The organism is Alicyclobacillus fodiniaquatilis, from assembly GCF_042678105.1.
GTDB classification, from domain to species: domain Bacteria; phylum Bacillota; class Bacilli; order Alicyclobacillales; family Alicyclobacillaceae; genus Alicyclobacillus; species Alicyclobacillus fodiniaquatilis.
Window position 1 is genome coordinate 87,294 of the sequence record NZ_JBHUCX010000008.1, and the last position, 19,334, is coordinate 106,627.

The window sequence follows — 19,334 nt, forward strand, 5'->3', positions numbered from 1 at the left end:
AGATGGGCGTGGGCGACCAGCATGATGTGCGTTTAATTGGTCGGGCAGACTTGGAAATTACCGGTGTTCAAAGCGTGGCCAGCTTCGACGTACACGCTTTTGAGTTGCACACGAATGCAGGTGCATTGCATATTGTAGGTGATAATCTGCATATGAAACACTTCGACGTCCAGGCTGGCGTGGTGCGCATTGAGGGACGGATTATCGGACTGCAGTACAATGACGAGGGAAAGCGTCGCAACTTCGTAGGGCGGTTGTTAAAATGATAGATGTGATGACAAACGCGGGCTATGTGGTATGGATGCTGATTGCGGGTTGGTGTATGGGGTCGGTTTTTGATTTCTACAGCACGGTCACAGGTGCGACCAGGTATTTGCGCTGGTTGCGGCCGATTCTGGACTTGTTCTTTTGGATAGCTTCAGGACTGGCTGTTTACTATCTTACGTTTATTACAATTCAGGGCGAGTTTCGCATGTATACGTTCCTGCTGATTTGCGTAGGTTATCTGGTATATCGTGCTGTATTTCGCAGAGTTGTGACGCGTAGCGCTTTTGCCATTGTACGTTTTGTAAAAGCACTTATTCTGTTCTTTGGTCGATTCTTCTATCGTTTGATTGGCATTCCTGTGTTGACATTTGTACGTGCGGTATTTGCCTTAGTCCGAATCGTGTATGTGATTGGGTGCCGCCTGGAAAACGGTGTTGCAGCCACGGTGAGCGTGATTTTAAAAATTGTATTTTTTCCGGTGCGCAATTTGATGACCCCTGAACGACGGTGGCGAAAAAAACTTCAGGAGTGGGAGCAGGGTTTCTGGGTCTGGCTGTCGAATTTGTTAAAGAAGAAGCCTAGATCGGTTTCCTAATTCCTCACAGGGAGCGTTTCGCCCGTGCTTGCATATCGTCAACTCGGTCGGTCTAACGTCAGCCATCAGGCTGCTACACGGAAAAGGCATCCACTGCTGCGTTTGCGGTATGTGGCACTCATCGTGATTTGTGGATGGGCAGCATTTTACTACCTACACACACAAAGACCCCAACTCGTCAAACTGCAAGTGCAGCACCAACAATTGCAGTCACAATTACACCAACTGCAAACCCAACATAAAGCGTTGGAGCAGGAGAAGCAACAATTGAACAGTAACTCGTATATTATGAAGTACGCGACAGAGCACTTAGGGTTGACCCTGCCTGACCAGGTGCCGTTTGATTTGCAAAAGCCAGGGCAACACGGCTAAGATTACCGTGTCTGCGGCAGAATTAAGCCCACACGGGGCGGTCACTTGCGACACGCGGCATCGGCGCAACACATGGGCAACGCGCGCGTCGCGCCGATGGTCGTGTTCCAGGAACATGGATTTACCAGTTAGGGTTCGGACAACCGCGATATGCATGGTGCAGGGTGAGTCATCACTTTTCAATCGTGTGACGCGAAACTAGGGAGGAAAGGCGTCAGTATGGCCATTGAGGTCGGCAACAAGTTGACAGGGAAAGTAACTGGGATTACACGTTTTGGTGCATTTGTAACTTTGCCGGAAGGTGCGACTGGGTTAGTCCACATCTCGGAGATTTCTGACAGCTACGTGAAAGATGTTCATGATTTCTTACAGGTTGACGATGAAGTCACAGTAAAAGTCATCAGCGTAGGCAATGATGGGAAGATTGCTTTGTCCATCCGGCAAGCGAGTGAGACGGCCGCTGCAGCGCCGCAAAGTCGTCCACAACGCAGCAGCCATTCAGGCCATGGCGGTGGACACGGTGGCGGTGGAAATCGCGGTGGGGGTCACGGCGGTGGGCAACATCGAGGAGAGCCTCGCCGCACTTCATTTGAACAAATCATGAATCGTTTCCTCAAGGACAGTGAAGAACGTCTTTCGGCGCTTCGGCGCAATGAGTCCAAACGTGGCGGTCGTGGTGGCCGGCGCGGCTAACCTTTGTTATAATTTATACGAATGCGAACCGGGACAGCGTTCAGCTGCCCGGTTTCGTTTGTTCTGAACAGCGCATGGATACACGCTCGCCGACTGGCGATGTTGCAGCAGTTCGGGACAACCTCTGCGAAGGAGGAAGACGAATGTCAGACACATACTATCTCGAATATGAGATTTCGAGCGGTGAACGAGTGATTCTCGCATTTGCGGACGTGAATGATCGAGATGGTTGCCATATTTCACTCGACATGTATAAAGTACAGTTGGGGCCTGTCGACGAAGTGGTTTTACAGCGGATTCTTGGAAAATTTCAAGGGGAAGTTGTTCGCCAAGGGGACTGATGTCCAGTGACGACACGATAGTGAGTTGTGTAAGCGCGTGTTACGACAACCCGCTTTGGGAGGCTACGGGATGCATTTTTTTATACCGTATCAACATCTTCTGCTCCTCACCTTGTTTCTCTGCCTATTTGTGCTCGGCGTCTTGTTCACCCTGGTCTGGTGTTTGCGTCGACGCAAATTCTCAAATTCTGTTTGGTTGCTGATTGCCTGTGCAGTGTTCGTGGTGACCACCGTCGCGGCCGCCACTTGACTACCATCGTCATATAGGCCTGTTCGTATCAACATTTACGGGAGAACCGATGGTGGTTCTCCCGTGTGCGTGCGTTTAAGTGCGACTATTGCGATATCGAAAGAACGCCTGATTGAGCATTTGGACCGACTTTCGATCCCGATTCTGGAACGCCCGCTTGAGTTGACTGCGCAGCCATTCTGGCATTCTGCTCACCTCACCTCATGGCATTTTTCGACTGGGCTTGCCGTTCTGCTGTTAGTTTACGCAGAATTAGGCGTTTGTGCCCCGCAGACAACCCCACATTCCGCCAAATTTCTGTTTAATCCGCGCGAATCAGCCAATCTAATTGACTTTCAACCTGTTCGATGTGCACATTTGCCTTGTCCAACAGCTCTTTTGCATATGGATCCGGACGATACGCGGTTTCGTAGTAAATGTTGCGGATGCCTGCTTGAATAATGCTTTTGGTACAGCTTAAGCACGGCAAATGTGTCACGTACAAGTCGGCGCCTTCTGTAGCAATGCCAAAGCGCGCGCACTGCAACAACGCGTTTTGTTCTGCATGAATGGCCCGGACACAGTGACCGTCCACCATTTTGCACCCGACATCCATACAGTGTTCATCATGATTGATGCTTCCGTTGTAGCCGCTGGCAATCATGCGTTTATCGCGAACCACCACACATCCAACGGCAAGGCGGGGGCAGGTGGAGCGCAACGCCATCACGCGGCTTTGCGACGCGAAAAAAGCGTGCCAACTCATTCTTTGAGCATGATGTTCATCTACAGGTGTCATGATGTCCTCCAATTGTTTTTGGTTTGATCAAACGACTCCATGCGATTCCAATCGCAAATTGTCGGAATATTTATTGGTCCCATAGACGCCGTTTGACAAAAAATTTGACATAACGTTCGTATAATGACCATACACATTCCGAGGAAGGGGCGCTACGTCATGGCGCAAATATCTCTGTCGCACAAGGGTCTAAAAGATAACCGGACAAGCTCATCTGTCGCACCACGTTGGACTTGGCACGCATGGCGGCGTGTAGCTGTTTTGCTGGCGATTGGCTTTTTGTTGGGAAGAGCCAATATTGAGCATGTCGTCTCGCCATTCGGTCTCGCTTATTTTGCCGTCTTATCCGAAGTCGCCGGACGTAAAAGGGCTTGGCCCGCATACTTGGCGGTTGTCGGCGCGTTTACTGCGGGCGGCGTGCTTGCAGGCTTTATGATGCTTGTGGAACTGCTGCTTTATCGCACTGTGCGAAGATATGTCTTCCGCAGGAAAAGCCCCGATTTACACTTTATCCCCATCACCGCAGGCATTGTCGCGCTCGTTGTCAAACTGGCGATGGTCGGTACGGTATGGACCAAGTACGATGCGCTCACTGCACTCGCGCAAGGCGCCCTCGTCACCATCTTAGCGCTCATTTTCATTCAATGCATGAATCTATTCGTGGGCCAAGAACAGACGCGCACACTGAAATACGAGCAAATTGTCAGTGTCGTCATCCTGGTGGCCTCTGTCGTCATGGGCTTTGTCGGGCTCGATATCAAAGGGATCTCCCTGTCTGATGTCGCTGTCGACTGGCTGATCCTCGTCATGACTTGCGGTGGCATTGGCGTCAGCGCGGCTGGCGCAATTGTCGTCAGCATGCTGACATTGCTCAATCATCAATCCTCGTTGACGCAAGTGGCCATCCTCGGATTCGCCGGATTATTAGGCGGCCTGCTGCGAGATACGAATCGCTTTTTGGTCAGTATTTCGTTTATTGCGAGCACCACAGTGCTCACCGCGACATATGTAAATTCCTTTCATCCGCTGGTGATGAATATTTTTGCCGCTGTTGTGGCTTCCATACTGTATTTCTTGACGCCGCGTCGGCTGGAAAACGAATTGCGCTCCTATGTGCCAGGGACGCGGGAGCACACACAGTCCGAACGAGAGCGGGTACAGCGAGTCAATGCGTTGTTGACCGAGAAGATCCATGAGGTCAGCAACGTGTTTGACGAACTGTCCAAGTCGTTTGCCGATGTCGGCGAAAACGACTACACCGAAGCGCAAAAACTAGTCACGCAGATTGTGTCTGCGACCTCGCAACACGTCTGCGCACTCTGCCCACGACGAGCCAAGTGTTGGGATAAAGAAAGCATGCAAACGTATCATGCAATGGCCAATACGCTGCGCAACATCGAAACGGCAAATGGCCGTGGCGCTGCGCCAAGCGCCGAAATGCGCGATAGATGCATCCGGCTCGATCCACTGATGACCAGTTTGCGTTACAACCTGGATGTGACCAATCGGGATGCCAAATGGATGAAAAAGTTGCGTGAGCACCGGACGCTGCTGTCTGCGCAATTGACTGGCGTCGCTTCGGTTGTGCGGGGGATGGCCATGCAAATGGACGCAGAGCACCAATCTTCATTGTCTGAAGAGGAACAGATCATCGCCGCGCTCGAACAGTTGGGTTTGTATGTCGACGACGTGCACATTGTCAGTCTGGAGCCAGGCAAGGTGGAGATTGAAATCACGCAACCGACAGAGGGCGCCTACGAAAATTCAGCGAAGATGATTGCGCCTTTGCTATCCGGCATCTTGGGCGAACATATCAGTGTGTCACAGGCGCAAAGTGAAACTGGCACAGGTCCTTGCACCAGTGTCTTCGCATCCGCTCGGTTGTTCCAGATCAATACGGCAGTCGCCACTGTGGCGCGCGATGGGAGAATCGTCTCCGGGGATACACATACCAGTGTAGATCTGGGTAATGGTCGCCACGCGGTCGCCGTGAGCGATGGCATGGGCAACGGTGAACGGGCGCGGCGTGAATCGAAAGCGGCTATAGATCTGCTCAAACGGCTGATGAAGGCAGGGTTTGATGAAAAGTTGGCCGTTCGCACCGTCAATTCGACACTGCTCTTGCGTTCTCGCGACGAAATGTTTACGACACTCGACATGGCGCTGATCGACTTGTTCAACGCCAAAGCTGAGTTTCTCAAAATTGGCTCCGCGCCAAGCTATCTGCGCCGCGGCGACGAGGTCATCGAGATCACAGGCAACAATGTTCCCATCGGTATTTTACAAGACATCGAGGTGCAGACAGTCGAGCAGCAGCTGGTGGCTGGCGACATTTTAATTCTGATGTCGGATGGCCTCTATGATGCCCCACCGCACAGCTATGACAGGGAGACGTGGTTGAAATCGGTGATTGGCAAACTGGAGACGCAAAATCCTCAGGAAATCGCCGACACTTTGATTGAAACCGCTGTGCGCATGAATCACGGCAGCATTCGCGACGATATGACGGTGATGGTCGCATTTGTGGAACATGCCGAGCGCGAATGGGCGGCCATTCAGTTGCCCAGTGTGCCGAGTTTGCGCAAACCGTTCAAACGCCAACGAAGGGGGGCTTAACTTTTAGTAGAACGGAATGAATTACATTTGTTGCGTCCATACTGGATTCTAGAATGAAGCGGAGGTGGATTCACTTGAATGAGCAAGTGACCATACGTCAGATTCTAGTGATTACAGACGGCTGTTCAAATATTGGAGAAGACCCAGTTGATGTCGCGCGGCAAGCGCGCAAGCAGGGAATCGTGGTCAATGTCATCGGCGTGATCGACAAAAATGAGATGGGCCAACAGGGGCATGATGAGGCGATGTCCATCGCGGACGCAGGCGGCGGCATGTGCCGCATCGTCAGTCCTGTGGATCTCTCGGCTACCGCCCAGATGATGACGCATCAAACGATGCAAATGACATTGCAGCAAGCCGTGAATCAAGAACTCCTGCATGTGATGGGCAAGACTACGGAGGAATTGCCGCCGGAAGATCGCAGTCGGATAATGCAAGTGGTTGACAAGATGGAAGAAGAGGTTGGTCTGCAACTGGTGGTTGCGGTTGATATGAGCGCGAGCATGAAGGAGAAGATCGACACGACGCGGGAGGCCATTCGCGATTTGACGTTGTCCCTGCAGGTGCGTTTGGGCGGTTCGCGTGTCGCGGTCATCGCCTTCCCTGGTCAAGGGGATCAGACGACGAAGCTCGTTCAGCCGTTTGCGGATGAAATCGACATGCGGAGCATGGAGCATAGTTTGCAAGCGCGCGGTGGAACGCCGACAGGACCAGCGATTGCCCATGCGATACGCCTGTTCAGTTCTGACAGTGATCGGCTGTTGGACGATGACGTCGATGGGCCGCGGCGGGGTTACGCATGACTCCGACAAAGCGCAGTACGCTGAAAAAGGGCGCGCGCATTCAAGGGAAGTGGAGCAAGCAAGAGTGGACGGTGTGTTCATGTCTGGGCGTCGGGGCGAATGGGGTTGTGTATTCGGTTCGACGCCCAGACGGTGAAGTTGCCGCAATGAAGATTTGCGATGAGGCTGGCAGCGTCGCCTTTGAATGGTCATTGCTCGAGAAGATGGCCCAATCCGGGGCCGCGTTTCCCAAACCACATTGTATAGATGACAGCGCGCAGGCTCCCGCGCTGTACTTTTATGTCATGGAGCAAATCAATGGGCGTCCGCTTGCCGAGGTATGGCAGCATTTGCAAGGGCACGATATCAAACGTGTCCTGTTGGCGATTGGCTCTGGCCTGAGGGCCTTGCATCGGATCAAACATGCATTTTGCGACGTGAAACCACAAAATTTGCTGGTCGATCTCCATCGTGAACAATGTGTCCGCTTTGTCGATGTCGGCGGTGTCACGCCGTTCGGCCGGTCGGTTCGCCAGTTTACGCCGACCTCCGACTGCGCCTATTGGGGATTTGGCGAACGCCGGGCCACCGAAAAGTACGATATCGCGGCGGTCGCCTTGATGCTTGTCTGCCTGCGGACAACCCCGCCTTCGGCTTGCGGCAACTGGACGGAAGCGCGTCGGCGCGCTTGGGTGCAGGCTGCGTTGCGGCAGTACGGTGACTCAGAGACGAGATCATTCTTGGAGGACGCCATCTCAGGCCGGATCGCGACAGCTGATGAGTGGATCTTACGTGTCGATCAGTTGTCTGCATCATCGCTGCAAATGGCGAGATCGAACGCATCGTTAAACGCGTCGTTAAACGCGTCGTCGTTTCGTGGTTGGCGCGCCCATGGTCCGCAGCGTCAACCCAAACGGCCAGTGGGCGCGCAGACAACTGCCACTCAAACGAAGGCTTCGCCATCCGCTCGTCCATCTGCACAGCACCGCGTTGGCTGGACAGAGCGATTTATGTGGGCTTCTCTCTGTTGTGCGGTCGTATCGACGTTTAGCGCTTGGGCTGTCTACTTGCATTGGCTCTGAGTGCCATTTATCTGTCTGTGTGATTTTCAGTGATTGCGATCGTTTGTTAAGATAGAGTGGTATCGCGTGCCTGGCGATGTTCTGGACACGCCGACTTGCATTTGAGGGAAATCTTCTCTGGGGTGAACAAGACATGCATCTGGGGGCGCTCGTCACAAAAATGATCAATGAACATTGCGCAAAAAGCCCTGTTGTCGTTGCGGGTGTGTCTGGCGGCGTGGATTCGATGGTGTTGCTGCACACGCTAGCTCAACTGGTGGTTGCTGGCGATGTTCAACAAGTGCATGTGGTGCATGTGCACCATGGACTGCGCGCCGCCGCAGATGCCGACGCTGCATTTGTCCAGGCGTATTGCACAAAACACGATATTCCGTGTCGTGTGGAGCAGGTCAAGGTTTCACCAACGGGTATAGGCATCGAAGCAGCCGCGCGGGAAGCGCGGTTTGCTGCGCTTAACCGGGTGGCGTTTGAAGTGGGCGCAGCGGCCATTTTGCTCGCGCACCATCAAGATGATCAGGTGGAGACGTTTATGCTGCGCTGGCTGCGCGGCACAAGTCTACATGGGCTCGGTGGCATACGACCGTTCAGTTTGCACAGCAATATGGTTTTTTTGCGTCCATTTCTGCGGACAAAGAGGCAGGAGCTCGTCGACTATGCGCGAACTAATCATGTACCGTGGGTCACGGATGAAACCAATTTGGACATGCGCTTCACGCGCAACTACTTGCGACAACGCCTGATTCCCTCGCTGCGAGAGCTGCAGCCGGAAATCGGAGAGATCACTTCGCGCTTGGTCGAGGATCTCCAGGTGGATGACAGCTATTTGCAAGAGCAAGCGGCGGCGCTGTGCAAACAGATGGTAAAACATCAGGGAGCGCATCACATTCAACTCACCTGCAATGTGCTGATAAATGCACACGTTTCTTTACAACGCCGTGCGATTCACATACTATTGAATTGTTTCGCCTCGCAGGGTTGGACGCGTCGGCATATTGACGCGGTTCTCAGCTTGGCTGCAAATGCGAATGCGCCGTCTGGATCGATTGATTTGGGGCGGGGGCTAAGCGCATGGCGAAATTATCATGATTTGTACATAGGGCATGATATGCGGGAGGAACCATACAACGATGCCAGCGCTGTTTGGCATTTGTCTGAATCACCACGGTTTTCCCTGGCGACAAACGAACTCATCTGGCGTTTTTGGCGTTTGCCGCTTGCATCATCAGAAGATTTGTTTCAGCGCACGCGCAATTTGTGGCGGTTGTACATACCGTGCGTTTCGTCTATGAACATTCAATGCTGTATGGCCACAAGTACGCGAGTCCGACCACTTGGACTTGGCGGATCAAAAAAACTGCAGGATATTTTTACGAACGCAAAGGTGCCGCGCGCACTTCGCGCGAAGTGGCCAGTGTTTTGTCTGGGTGAAGACGTGGTGTGGGTCCCAGGAATTGTGCGTACTGAGGCACATACGATGGTTGTAGGAGAAACAGAAGGATGGGTCATTCTGGCACATCGATCTCGTCGCCTTCGCGAACAATTGGGACATTCTCAAGCGGCAAGCGACGTATGATAAGGGAAAGCGATTTTATCGCCTTTCCTTCGAGCCATATCTGCAGGCGAAGCAGCATGTGCCGACGCTCATATGGCGCACAGCGTTATGAATGATTTTCAGTGTAGGAGGCACTCATGCACCCCGATCTAGAACGTATCTTATTTGACGAAAAGACCATTCTCGAAAAAGTGAAGCAGCTTGGTGCGCAGTTGAGCTCTGATTACCATGACAAAAATCCACTGTTCATCTGCATTTTAAAAGGTGCATCTCTCTTTATGGCAGATCTCGTGAAGCGCGTGGATGTGCATATGGAGATGGATTTCATGGCCATTTCGAGCTATGGCGCTTCATCCCAATCATCCGGCGTCGTGCGTATTCTCAAGGATTTAGAGCGCTCGGTTGAGGGGCGTCATGTTGTGATTGTCGAAGACATCGTCGATACAGGGTTGACGCTAAAGTATTTGCGCGACACCATGGTGCACCGCCACGCAGCGTCTGTCCGTATTGTGACTCTGTTTGACAAACCAAGCGGCCGCAAAGTAGATATTGCGCCTGATTACTACGGTTTTACTGTGCCCAATGCCTTTATTGTCGGTTATGGCTTGGATTATTCGGAGCATTACCGCAACTTGCCGTTTGTGGGCGTTTTAAAATCCGACATCTATGCGACAAGCGAACCGGACTGACGGGATTGGCACCTCTGCGACTAGGAACGGCATATCGCGTATGGTACAATATTCCCGCCATGACCGAGAGGAGGTAGGGCATGAACAAGTTTTACCGGAGTATCGTATTTTACGTACTCATCTTATTGGCTATCGTCGGTGTTGTGCAGTATTTAACAGGTACAGATCACTCGCGCAGGCCGATTGCATACAGTGAATTTGTCACCGACGTCAAGTCAGGGCAAATTGACGGTCCGGTTCACGTCACACCGGAAGGGCTGACAGCATCCATTGACGGTACGTTGAAGAGCGGCGAAAAGTTCTCCACACGGGGGCTTTATGATAACAGCCTAACTCCTCTCTTGACGTCTAATCAAGTGAAATTTGATGTTGCTCCACAACCGAAAGCGAGTATATGGATACAATTCCTGGAATCTGTAGTGCCGTTTGTCTTCCTGTTCATCCTGATGTTTATCCTGTTCAATCAGGCACAGGGCGGCGGCAGTCGCGTGATGAATTTTGGCAAAAGTCGTGCTCGTCTCTATTCCGAAGAGAAACGGCGCGTGACGTTTGCCGACGTCGCAGGTGCTGATGAGGAGAAGGCGGAGCTCGTTGAGATTGTTGAATTCCTCAAGGACCCGAAAAGGTTTGCCTCACTAGGGGCGCGTATCCCTAAGGGGGTTTTATTGGTTGGTCCGCCTGGTACAGGTAAGACGCTGCTCGCGCGCGCGGTCGCAGGCGAAGCGGGCGTTCCGTTTTTCAGCATCAGCGGTTCGGATTTTGTCGAGATGTTTGTCGGCGTCGGTGCATCCCGTGTGCGCGATTTGTTTGAAAACGCCAAGAAGAATGCGCCATGTATCATCTTTATTGACGAAATTGACGCCGTTGGTCGGCATCGCGGCGCTGGACTTGGCGGCGGACACGATGAGCGCGAACAGACACTGAACCAGTTGCTCGTTGAGATGGACGGGTTTTCGGCGAACGAGGGCATCATCATCATCGCCGCTACCAACCGGCATGACATTCTTGATCCCGCACTGCTCCGGCCAGGACGGATGGATCGACAAATCATTGTCAACCGGCCCGATGTCAAAGGGCGCGAGGAAATTCTCCGCGTTCATGCGCGCAACAAGCCGTTTGCGTCGGATATCCGCATGGATGTCGTTGCAAAGCGCACACCAGGATTCACTGGGGCCGATTTGGAAAACGTCTTAAATGAAGCTGCACTGTTGGCGGCGCGCAAGCGAGAACGCGAGATTCACAACGTGGACATCGACGAGGCAATTGACCGCGTGATGGCTGGCCCTGAGAAGCGAAGTCGCGTCATGAGCGATCACGAACGCAGATTGGTCGCATTTCATGAGGCGGGGCATGCCGTGGTCGGCTTCTTCCTCCAGAGCGCTGAGACTGTGCACAAGGTGACCATCATTCCGCGCGGCATGGCGGGCGGCTATACGGTGTCCTTGCCGAAAGAAGACAGGTTCTTCATGACGCGCCAGGAGATGAAGGATCGCATTTGTGGGCTGTTGGGCGGCCGGGTTGCCGAGGAGATTGTCCTTGGCGAAATCAGCACGGGCGCTTCGAATGACTTGGAACGCGTGACAGCCATCGTTCGCCAGATGATTACCGAATACGGCATGAGCGAGAAACTCGGACCGATGCAGTATGGCAGTCGTCAGGGCGGTCAGGTCTTCCTTGGTCGGGATATCCAAAGCGAACAAAATTACAGCGACAAAGTCGCGTTTGAAATCGATGAAGAAATGAAGGACATCGTGGAAAGTTGTTATGAACGCACAAGGGAAATCCTCACGAAAAAACGCGCTTGCTTGGACGCGTTGGCAAATCGTCTGCTGGAGAAAGAGACGCTCGACGAAGCAGAGATTCGCGATATTATGGAAGAATTCCAATAAGGCGATTTTCCCGCAAGCCCTCGAGACACACATCGAGGGCTTTTGTGTGTCCATAGGATGTTTGCGTGGTTGAAAAAGGCAGCGGCGAGGGCATACTGATTGGCGAATCATCAGCGGCCTCGGTGCGAGGTGTCGCGTAATTCACGCGATAGTTGTAGGATGGTACATGGCGTTGTCAACGCAGACATTCGTTTTTGTGCGGAGGGGTTATTTTGAGGTGGATCGCGCTTAAATACTTGAAACCTGGCTATGTGCTGGCCCAGCGCGTCGCAGACGAACGGGGGCGTACGTTGCTTGCGCCTGGCATGACCTTGTCCGACAGTCTCATTCGGCGACTGCAGCGGGTTGGCGTTCGAGCCGCATGTGTTGAGGCGCGAGAAACAGAAGATGTGATCGTCCGGGAAATGGTGGATCCCAAAATTAAATCACAATTGATGGATGTGACATTCGAAACGATGACGGAACTGTCTTCACCAGTGTTTCGTCAGCGGTTGAAACCCACATTTTTGCGGAAACAGTTTTCGCCGCTCTTGAACGAAGTGGTTCAGCAATTGCGCGAGCACAATGGCGCAGGTGAGCAACTTGGTTCTGTTTACATTGCGGATGGAGAACTTTTTCACCATTCGGTGAATGTCACCTTTTATGCGTTGACGCTCGGGATGCAACAGGGGCTGACCAACGCGGAGTTGGTTGACTTGGGGCTTGGGGCACTGCTGCATGATATCGGGAAATTGCGCTTACCGCAGAAAATTCTGCAGCGGGCTGGCAAACTGACAGATGAAGAGTTTGGGACGATAAAACTCCATGCGAGGTACGGATATGACATCCTGGCCAAGCTGCAGGACGTGCCGACAAAATCAGCGCTGATTGCCTTACAGCACCATGAACGGCTGGATGGCAGCGGGTATCCATCTGGGTTGACCGAAGCGCATATTCATCCGTTTAGCCAAATGGTTGCGGTCGTGGACGTGTATGAAGCTTTAACGGCAAACCGCGTCTACCGCAAGGCGTTTTTGCCGCATGACGCCATGAACATATTGCTTTCCGAAAAAGGTGTGAAGCTTTCGGCGCAGCACATTGATTCACTCTTTGAATCCATTTCAATCTATCCTGTAGGAATGACTGTGCGGCTCTCGAATGGGGAATGCGCGGTTGTCATTCAGCCTTCAGCATACAACAACCAATACCCGGTAGTGCGTGTGATTGAAAATGAGCGTGGTGAACCGATTCAGCCGTATGAATTGAACCTTGCCACGACCTCTGATGTTCATATCGTGACTTGTGAGTCGTAATGGTAGACCGCCATGCGTGATGTATCCCGCACCAGTAGCATCATAAGAATGCTAGTCAATCGAAGCATCGCGGATGGCGCACACAAAAGTGCCGGTTTTATTTACAGGGTAGACCGCCATGCGTGATGCATCCCGCACCAGCAGCATCATAAGAATGCTAGTCAATCGAAGCATCGCGGATGGCGCACACAAAAGGTCGGTTTTATTTACAGGGTAGGTGGGTGTTCGGATGAAGTTATGTCTTGTGCTCGATATTGGCAATACCAATATGACGATTGGGATGTACGCTGGCACAACGCTCGTCCGCGTATGGAGGATTCGCACAGACAGACAAATGACGGCGGACGAGTTAGGCCTTCAGTTGCTCGCCTTGCAACAAGGCACAGATGTTGCGGACATCAAGGTCGCCGTCTGTGTGATTTCCTGTGTGGTGCCACCTATGCTGTCGACTGCGGTTCGTGCAGCAAAGACCTACTTTCAAGTAAACCCACTGGTCGTGGGACCCGGTATTCGCACAGGAATTCCGATCAGGTATGAGGACCCACGTGAAGTCGGGGCGGATCGGATTGCGAATGCGGTTGCGGTGGTGCACCGTCAACAGTCACCTGCCATCATTGTCGATCTCGGCACGGCGACGACGCTATCCGTCATTGATGAGCGCGGTCAATATTTGGGTGGCGCAATCGCACCTGGGATTGGCATTGCGGCGCAGGCATTGTTCACAAATGCGTCGCGCCTGCCGGAGGTGGAGTTGAATTGGCCCAGTCAACTGGTGCAGCGAAACACGGTGTTAGGGATGCAAGCCGGCATTCTGTTTGGGGCCGCAGCGCAAGTCGATGGATTGGTCCGGCGGATTTGCAAAGAGTGCAGCTTGCCGTTTACAGTGGTGGCTACAGGTGGTTTATCGTCTTTGCTCAAAGGGCATGTGGAGACGGTTCATCTGATTGAACCATATTTGACGTTGGAAGGGCTGCGTCTTTTGGCGGAGCGCAACTGATGCAATCTGTCGTTGATGCCAATGCAGGGGGGAATTTCGAGTTGGAGCGAGATCTGCTTATTCGCGCGACCGCACGCAGCGGACGTGTTCGCATATTTGCTTGTTTGACGACGGCGTTGGTGGGAGAAATGCAGCGCCGCCACGACACTTGGCCTGTGGCCACAGCGGCGCTGGGAAGAACCGCCTCCGTAGCTACGATGATGGCGATGATGCTGAAAAATAGTGAACGGCTCACGGTCAAAATTGACGGTGATGGGCCACTTGGACAGATTTGGGTTGAAGCCACGCCGGATGGCGATGTGCGCGGCTATGTCGACGAGCCGCATGTCCACTTGCCGCCAAATGCCATTGGCAAGTTGGATGTCGGCGGGGCCGTAGGCAATGGTCAACTGTACGTGATTCGCGATACGGGCTTGCGTGACTACTACACCAGCGGCAGTGAACTGCAGACGGGGGAAATCGGCGACGACTTCACGTACTATTTCGTCCGTTCGGAACAGACGCCGTCCGCTGTGGGGGCTGGTGTTTTGGTCGGGACAGACAATCGGCCGATCTGTGCTGGTGGATTTATTGTGCAATTGATGTCCGGCTACACAGAGGCGGACGTCGCTTATGTCGAACAAGGCCTAGAACGGGTGCCGAGTGTGACGAATTTCTTACAGGAGCACCCTTCAGCCGAATCGCTTTTGTTGACTTTGTGTCCGGATGCGCAGATTTTGCAGATCAATGATATCCATTTTCGCTGCCGCTGTTCTTATGAGCGCTTGAGTCGAGTGCTCATCAGCCTTGGTCGCGCGGAGTTGGTGTCGATGCGCGAACAGCAGGGGCAGGCAGAGATTGCGTGTCACTTTTGCAATAACAAGTATCATTTTTCCGCTCAAATGCTTGACGATATGATTGAGAAACTTGACCAAAATGCGTGATATATCTTGTCAGCAGCAGCATAAGGATGCCAATCATTCGGAGCATCGCGGATGGCGCGCACCAGGGTGCCGATGAATTTACAGGGTAGATGAGGAGCAAGTTGTGTGAAACAGCAATTCACGATGCCGGCCACACGCGTGATGGGGATTGTCAACATCACGCCTGATTCGTTCAGTGATGGTGGTCGTTATGAAGTGGTTGAAGACGCCACTCGCCATGCGTTCCAGTTGGTGGAAGATGGGGCAGATGTGTTGGACATTGGGGCAGAGAGCACTCGTCCTGGCGCGATCGCGCTCGACTGGGAAACCGAGTGGGCGCGGCTTGAACCGGTATTGCGGTCGCTGGTCCCTGCGGTTCGCGTGCCAGTGTCGGTGGACACTTATCATGTGGAAACAGCGGAGCGCGCGATTGCACTTGGGGTTCAAATGATCAACGATATCTCTGCTTGCGCAGATCCGCGCATGGCTACGTTGGTTCGCCAAAGTGAAGTTGCGTACGTCTATATGCACAACCGCTCCGAAATGGATGAAACACTCGACGTGACTGCGCTGGTCAGGGAGACCGAGGCAGGTGTCCAACAACTGTTGCATCTTGGCGTGGCGCCGGAACAAATATACATAGATCCAGGTGTTGGTTTTGCCAAAACCCGTCAACAGGATTTGGCGTGTATCCGCGAGGTTGACCTGTTCTGCCAACTTGGGTACCCTGTCCTTTTAGGAACTAGTCGCAAGCGCGTCATCGGCAGCGTCCTCAATTTGCCTGTCTCCGAACGGTTGGAAGGCAATTTGGCGACGGTCGCCTACGCTCTACTCCATGGTGTACAAGTTGTGCGTGTACACGATGTCAAAGAAACGGTGCGTGTATGCCGCATGTTGGAGGCGATTGTCGGTGGAGGATTGTCAAGCGACATCTCATGAGGTGTACGTGGGCATTGGCTCCAATGTGGGGCGCCGCATCATGTATCTCGGTCAGGCGGTTGCCGCTTTGCAAAAGCTGGGCGATGTAAAATGTTCAGCAGTGTATGAAACTACTCCGGTTGACTACGTGGACCAAGCGGATTTTTTGAATATGGTCGTTTGTTTAAAGACGACGCTGTCAGCGCGGCAAATGCTAGATGTCCTGCATCAAATCGAGTTATCGGCGGATCGAAAGCGGGACATTCGCTTTGGTCCACGCACGCTGGATCTCGACATATTGTTGTTTGATGATGCGTACATTTGCCTGTCTGATTTACAGATTCCGCATCCACGTATGTGGCAGCGGGCTTTCGTTCTTGTGCCATTAGCAGATTTGGTGCCTGAACGAAGAGGGTTAGGCGGCAAGACCATCGCTGTCATGAGTCAGTGTTTCGACGAGAAAGACGAGGTGCGTTATGTCGGACGTTTTTGGTAGGAAAATGCGTGCGTATCGCAAATTAAAGCATCTGACTCAAATTCAGCTTGCAGAACAGCTGGGTGTCAGCGTGGCCATTATCGGGTCTTTGGAGCGTGGTACGAGAACGCCAACGCCGCAGATGATAGCACAGTTGACGCGTGTGCTACAGGTGACAGAGGAAGAGTTGTTCGGGGAACAGGCTGCCACAGAGCGCGAATAAAAAAACGTGTGTACAAGCTGGCTGACATCCGTTGACATTGCTTTGGGTGGTCTCTATAATGGCGCATAGACGTTTTGCGCCTGCGAGACTGCCAGCGCTTATGAAACCCGAATCGGCAATTGTACGCGTGTTCGCCGAATGGCCTATATACTTCACGCATATGTATCTGTTCGACTGGTTTTGAAAAGGAGTGAAATAAGGATGGCAGAAAAAGAGGTACTACTTACACCGGAAGGTTTGAAAAAACTAGAGGACGAACTTGAACAATTGAAAAGCGTCAAACGACGTGAAGTGGCTGAACGCATCAAATTGGCGATTAGCTACGGAGATATTAGTGAAAACTCAGAATATGAGGATGCGAAGAACGAGCAGGCTTTTATTGAAGGTCGTATCATGACATTGGAGAAAATGCTGCGCAATGCGCGCATTATTCAAGAGGATGAAGTTGCGACAGATGTTGTCAGCATTGGTTCAACGGTAACGTTAAAAGACATTGAATTTGATGAGGACGTTACATACACCATCGTCGGTTCTGCTGAAGCTGATCCGGCGCAAAATAAAATTTCGAACGAATCTCCGGTTGGGCGCAGCTTGCTCGGGAAGAACGTCGACTCGATTGTAGAAGTCAATGTTCCGGCGGGTACGATTCAATTCAAAATCTTAGATATCCACAGATAACGTTTACATTGGCTATCTAATGAACAACCGGGCGGACGAGGGAAACTCCTCGTCCGTTTAGCTTGGAGAGGTGAATATGGAAGAACAAGATCTGATTGAAATCAGAGTGGAGAAGATGGAGGAACTGCGCAGCAAGGGGATAGATCCGTTCGGACATCGTTATGATGTGACACATCATGCTGCGGATATTCTCACCGCGGCGGCGGACAAGGATAAGGAGCAACTTGAAGCGGAGAATGTGCGGGTGCGCATTGCAGGACGCCTGATGGTTCGCCGCAGTCACGGCAAGACCTCATTTGCTGTACTCAACGACCGTTCCGGCAACATTCAGGTTTACGCGAAGCTCGATGTGCTTGGTGAAGCAACGTATGAAGCATTTCAACTGTTGGACCTCGGTGATTTCATCGGTGTTGAAGGCACGGTTTTCCGAACCAATCGGGGTGAAATCACCGTACTTGTTGAAAAATTGGACGTGCTTTCGAAAGCCTTGCGTCCGCTGCCAGAGAAGTTTCATGGTCTGAAGGATATCGAAACGCGATATCGCCAACGCTATTTGGATTTGATTGTGAACCAAGATGTGCGTGAAATCTTCATTGCGCGCACGAAAATCATTCAAGCGATTCGCAGATACTTGGATGATCGCGGCTACCTAGAGGTCGAGACCCCGACATTGCATGCCGTCGCGAGTGGAGCACATGCGCGTCCATTTACGACGCATCACAATGCGCTGGATATGTCCCTATTCCTGCGTATTGCCATCGAGTTGCATTTGAAGCGGCTGATTGTCGGCGGCTTGGAGCGCGTTTATGAGATTGGCCGCGTATATCGCAATGAGGGAGTTTCCACCCGACATAATCCGGAGTTCACAATGCTTGAGCTGTACGAAGCATATGCGGATTTCGAGGACGTTATGGATTTGACCGAGGGCATGATCCGCTATGCCGCACAACAGGTCAATGGTCAACTTCGTGTCCAATATGGCGAGTGGGAAATTGATCTCGAGCAACCGTGGCGCCGCGCTCACATGGCTGATTTGGTCAAAGAGTACACAGGTGTGGATTTTCGATCCGTTCAATCAGATGAGGAAGCTCGCCGTCTAGCGGCTGAACATGATATCAAAATTACGTCTATCATGACCTACGGCCACATTTTAAATGAGTTTTTTGAGCAGAGAGTCGAGGACAAGCTGATTCAACCGACTTTTGTCTACGGGCATCCGCTGGAGATATCGCCCTTGGCCAAGAAAAGCGCAGAGGATCCGCGCTTTACGGACAGGTTTGAACTGTTCATTGTCGGTCGTGAGCATGGAAATGCATTCACTGAATTGAACGATCCGATAGATCAGCGTGCCCGTTTTGAAGCCCAGCTCCAAGAGCGTGAGGCTGGTAATGACGAGGCGCAGGATTTGGATGAGGATTTCCTGACAGCGTTGGAGCACGGGATGCCGCCAACTGGCGGTCTGGGGATCGGAATTGACAGGCTCGTCATGTTGCTCACGGGCCAGCCGTCCATTCGGGACGTGCTGTTATTCCCGCTGATGCGCGCTCGCGCTGAAGAGAAATAAAAGAAGGTACGCCTTATCCGGCATCTAAAACCGGGCGGGTGCTTGCTGTTCGACGCCGAGTTATCGTACTGAAACCCGTTTGCGATGTCCGTAGCAAACGGGTTTTCAACTTATTTGCCGATCCGGCGCACTTTTAGTCACAAAATCAAAATTCATGTTTGACATCTAGGCACAGGGGTGATATATTAGTCGATGTCGCTTCGAGCGCTTCTCTTTCGATTCCGACCGATATATCCTGTCACATCAACGTTTTCTTCACTTGGTCTCCAAGTTTTGAAAACCTAAATGGTTGACAACGAACTTCGCTTCGTGATATATTGCTTGAGCTGCTTCGACAGAAGCTGCATTGAATTGGTACCTTGAAAACTAAACACACAGC

Annotated in this window: 22 protein-coding genes; 20 read left to right on the forward strand and 2 right to left on the reverse strand. The window is 52.3% G+C overall.

What is annotated here, in order from left to right; genetic code table 11:
* The 6 genes from ACFSB2_RS02670 to ACFSB2_RS02695 form a co-directional block, all read left to right on the forward strand.
* On the forward strand, window positions 1-266 hold a 266-nt coding region (locus ACFSB2_RS02670), incomplete at its 5' end, for a YabP/YqfC family sporulation protein (protein ID WP_377941069.1).
* Complete coding sequence (yabQ, locus tag ACFSB2_RS02675) at window positions 263-862, forward strand: spore cortex biosynthesis protein YabQ (protein ID WP_377941070.1); 600 nt, start codon at window positions 263-265, stop codon at window positions 860-862. The genes ACFSB2_RS02670 and yabQ, both read left to right, overlap by 4 nt.
* Window positions 863-886: 24 nt before the next feature.
* Window positions 887-1,234: a septum formation initiator family protein gene (locus tag ACFSB2_RS02680; RefSeq protein WP_377941071.1), complete on the forward strand. Its 348-nt coding sequence runs from the start codon at window positions 887-889 to the stop codon at window positions 1,232-1,234.
* Window positions 1,235-1,453: 219 nt separating this feature from the next.
* Window positions 1,454-1,927 (forward strand): S1 domain-containing RNA-binding protein, encoded by a 474-nt coding sequence (locus ACFSB2_RS02685; RefSeq protein WP_377941072.1) that lies wholly within the window; start codon window positions 1,454-1,456, stop codon window positions 1,925-1,927.
* 143 nt (window positions 1,928-2,070) lie between these two features.
* The gene (locus tag ACFSB2_RS02690; protein WP_377941074.1) at window positions 2,071-2,268 is read left to right on the forward strand and encodes a hypothetical protein; all 198 of its coding nucleotides are present in this window, start codon (window positions 2,071-2,073) and stop codon (window positions 2,266-2,268) included.
* Window positions 2,269-2,338: 70 nt separating this feature from the next.
* Window positions 2,339-2,518 (forward strand): hypothetical protein, encoded by a 180-nt coding sequence (locus ACFSB2_RS02695; RefSeq protein WP_377941075.1) that lies wholly within the window; start codon window positions 2,339-2,341, stop codon window positions 2,516-2,518.
* Between the two features lie 75 nt (window positions 2,519-2,593).
* On the opposite strand, the gene cmpA is transcribed toward ACFSB2_RS02695, so the two are convergent.
* A complete protein-coding gene (gene cmpA / locus ACFSB2_RS02700) occupies window positions 2,594-2,704 on the reverse strand; it encodes a cortex morphogenetic protein CmpA (RefSeq protein ID WP_377941076.1) in 111 nt (36 codons plus the stop codon).
* 115 nt (window positions 2,705-2,819) lie between these two features.
* Window positions 2,820-3,296 carry a deaminase gene (locus tag ACFSB2_RS02705; protein ID WP_377941077.1) on the reverse strand — a complete coding sequence of 159 codons (477 nt, stop codon included), beginning with the start codon at window positions 3,294-3,296 and terminating at the stop codon, window positions 2,820-2,822.
* Between the two features lie 159 nt (window positions 3,297-3,455).
* On the opposite strand from ACFSB2_RS02705, the gene spoIIE reads away from it, so the two are divergent.
* The 14 genes from spoIIE (at window position 3,456) to lysS (ending at window position 18,955) form a co-directional block, all read left to right on the forward strand.
* Window positions 3,456-5,912: a stage II sporulation protein E gene (spoIIE, locus tag ACFSB2_RS02710; protein WP_377941079.1), complete on the forward strand. Its 2,457-nt coding sequence runs from the start codon at window positions 3,456-3,458 to the stop codon at window positions 5,910-5,912.
* Between the two features lie 74 nt (window positions 5,913-5,986).
* A complete protein-coding gene (locus tag ACFSB2_RS02715; RefSeq protein WP_377941080.1) occupies window positions 5,987-6,715 on the forward strand; it encodes a vWA domain-containing protein in 729 nt (242 codons plus the stop codon).
* On the forward strand, window positions 6,712-7,776 hold the full coding sequence (locus ACFSB2_RS02720) for a protein kinase domain-containing protein (RefSeq protein WP_377941081.1): 1,065 nt from the start codon (window positions 6,712-6,714) through the stop codon (window positions 7,774-7,776). Before ACFSB2_RS02715 ends, ACFSB2_RS02720 begins: the two co-directional genes overlap by 4 nt.
* Window positions 7,777-7,909: 133 nt before the next feature.
* Window positions 7,910-9,349 (forward strand): tRNA lysidine(34) synthetase TilS, encoded by a 1,440-nt coding sequence (gene tilS, locus ACFSB2_RS02725; protein ID WP_377941082.1) that lies wholly within the window; start codon window positions 7,910-7,912, stop codon window positions 9,347-9,349.
* Between the two features lie 116 nt (window positions 9,350-9,465).
* Entirely contained in the window at window positions 9,466-10,017 is a 552-nt protein-coding gene (gene hpt, locus ACFSB2_RS02730; protein WP_377941084.1) for a hypoxanthine phosphoribosyltransferase, read from the forward strand.
* An 80-nt stretch (window positions 10,018-10,097) separates the two neighbouring features.
* Window positions 10,098-11,906: an ATP-dependent zinc metalloprotease FtsH gene (gene ftsH, locus ACFSB2_RS02735; protein ID WP_377941085.1), complete on the forward strand. Its 1,809-nt coding sequence runs from the start codon at window positions 10,098-10,100 to the stop codon at window positions 11,904-11,906.
* Window positions 11,907-12,118: 212 nt separating this feature from the next.
* Complete coding sequence (locus ACFSB2_RS02740; RefSeq protein ID WP_377941086.1) at window positions 12,119-13,198, forward strand: HD-GYP domain-containing protein; 1,080 nt, start codon at window positions 12,119-12,121, stop codon at window positions 13,196-13,198.
* A 229-nt stretch (window positions 13,199-13,427) separates the two neighbouring features.
* Entirely contained in the window at window positions 13,428-14,195 is a 768-nt protein-coding gene (locus tag ACFSB2_RS02745; protein WP_377941088.1) for a type III pantothenate kinase, read from the forward strand.
* Window positions 14,195-15,118: an Hsp33 family molecular chaperone HslO gene (hslO, locus tag ACFSB2_RS02750; RefSeq protein ID WP_377941090.1), complete on the forward strand. Its 924-nt coding sequence runs from the start codon at window positions 14,195-14,197 to the stop codon at window positions 15,116-15,118. Before ACFSB2_RS02745 ends, hslO begins: the two co-directional genes overlap by 1 nt.
* 105 nt (window positions 15,119-15,223) lie before the next feature.
* The gene (folP, locus tag ACFSB2_RS02755; protein ID WP_377941093.1) at window positions 15,224-16,036 is read left to right on the forward strand and encodes a dihydropteroate synthase; all 813 of its coding nucleotides are present in this window, start codon (window positions 15,224-15,226) and stop codon (window positions 16,034-16,036) included.
* Entirely contained in the window at window positions 16,008-16,511 is a 504-nt protein-coding gene (folK, locus tag ACFSB2_RS02760) for a 2-amino-4-hydroxy-6-hydroxymethyldihydropteridine diphosphokinase (RefSeq protein WP_377941094.1), read from the forward strand. The genes folP and folK overlap by 29 nt, the downstream gene beginning before the upstream one ends.
* The gene (locus tag ACFSB2_RS02765) at window positions 16,492-16,713 is read left to right on the forward strand and encodes a helix-turn-helix domain-containing protein (RefSeq protein WP_377941095.1); all 222 of its coding nucleotides are present in this window, start codon (window positions 16,492-16,494) and stop codon (window positions 16,711-16,713) included. Before folK ends, ACFSB2_RS02765 begins: the two co-directional genes overlap by 20 nt.
* 201 nt (window positions 16,714-16,914) lie before the next feature.
* Entirely contained in the window at window positions 16,915-17,391 is a 477-nt protein-coding gene (gene greA, locus ACFSB2_RS02770; protein WP_377941096.1) for a transcription elongation factor GreA, read from the forward strand.
* A gap of 76 nt (window positions 17,392-17,467) precedes the next feature.
* Complete coding sequence (gene lysS / locus ACFSB2_RS02775; RefSeq protein WP_377941097.1) at window positions 17,468-18,955, forward strand: lysine--tRNA ligase; 1,488 nt, start codon at window positions 17,468-17,470, stop codon at window positions 18,953-18,955.
* The last annotated feature ends 379 nt before the right edge of the window (window positions 18,956-19,334 follow it).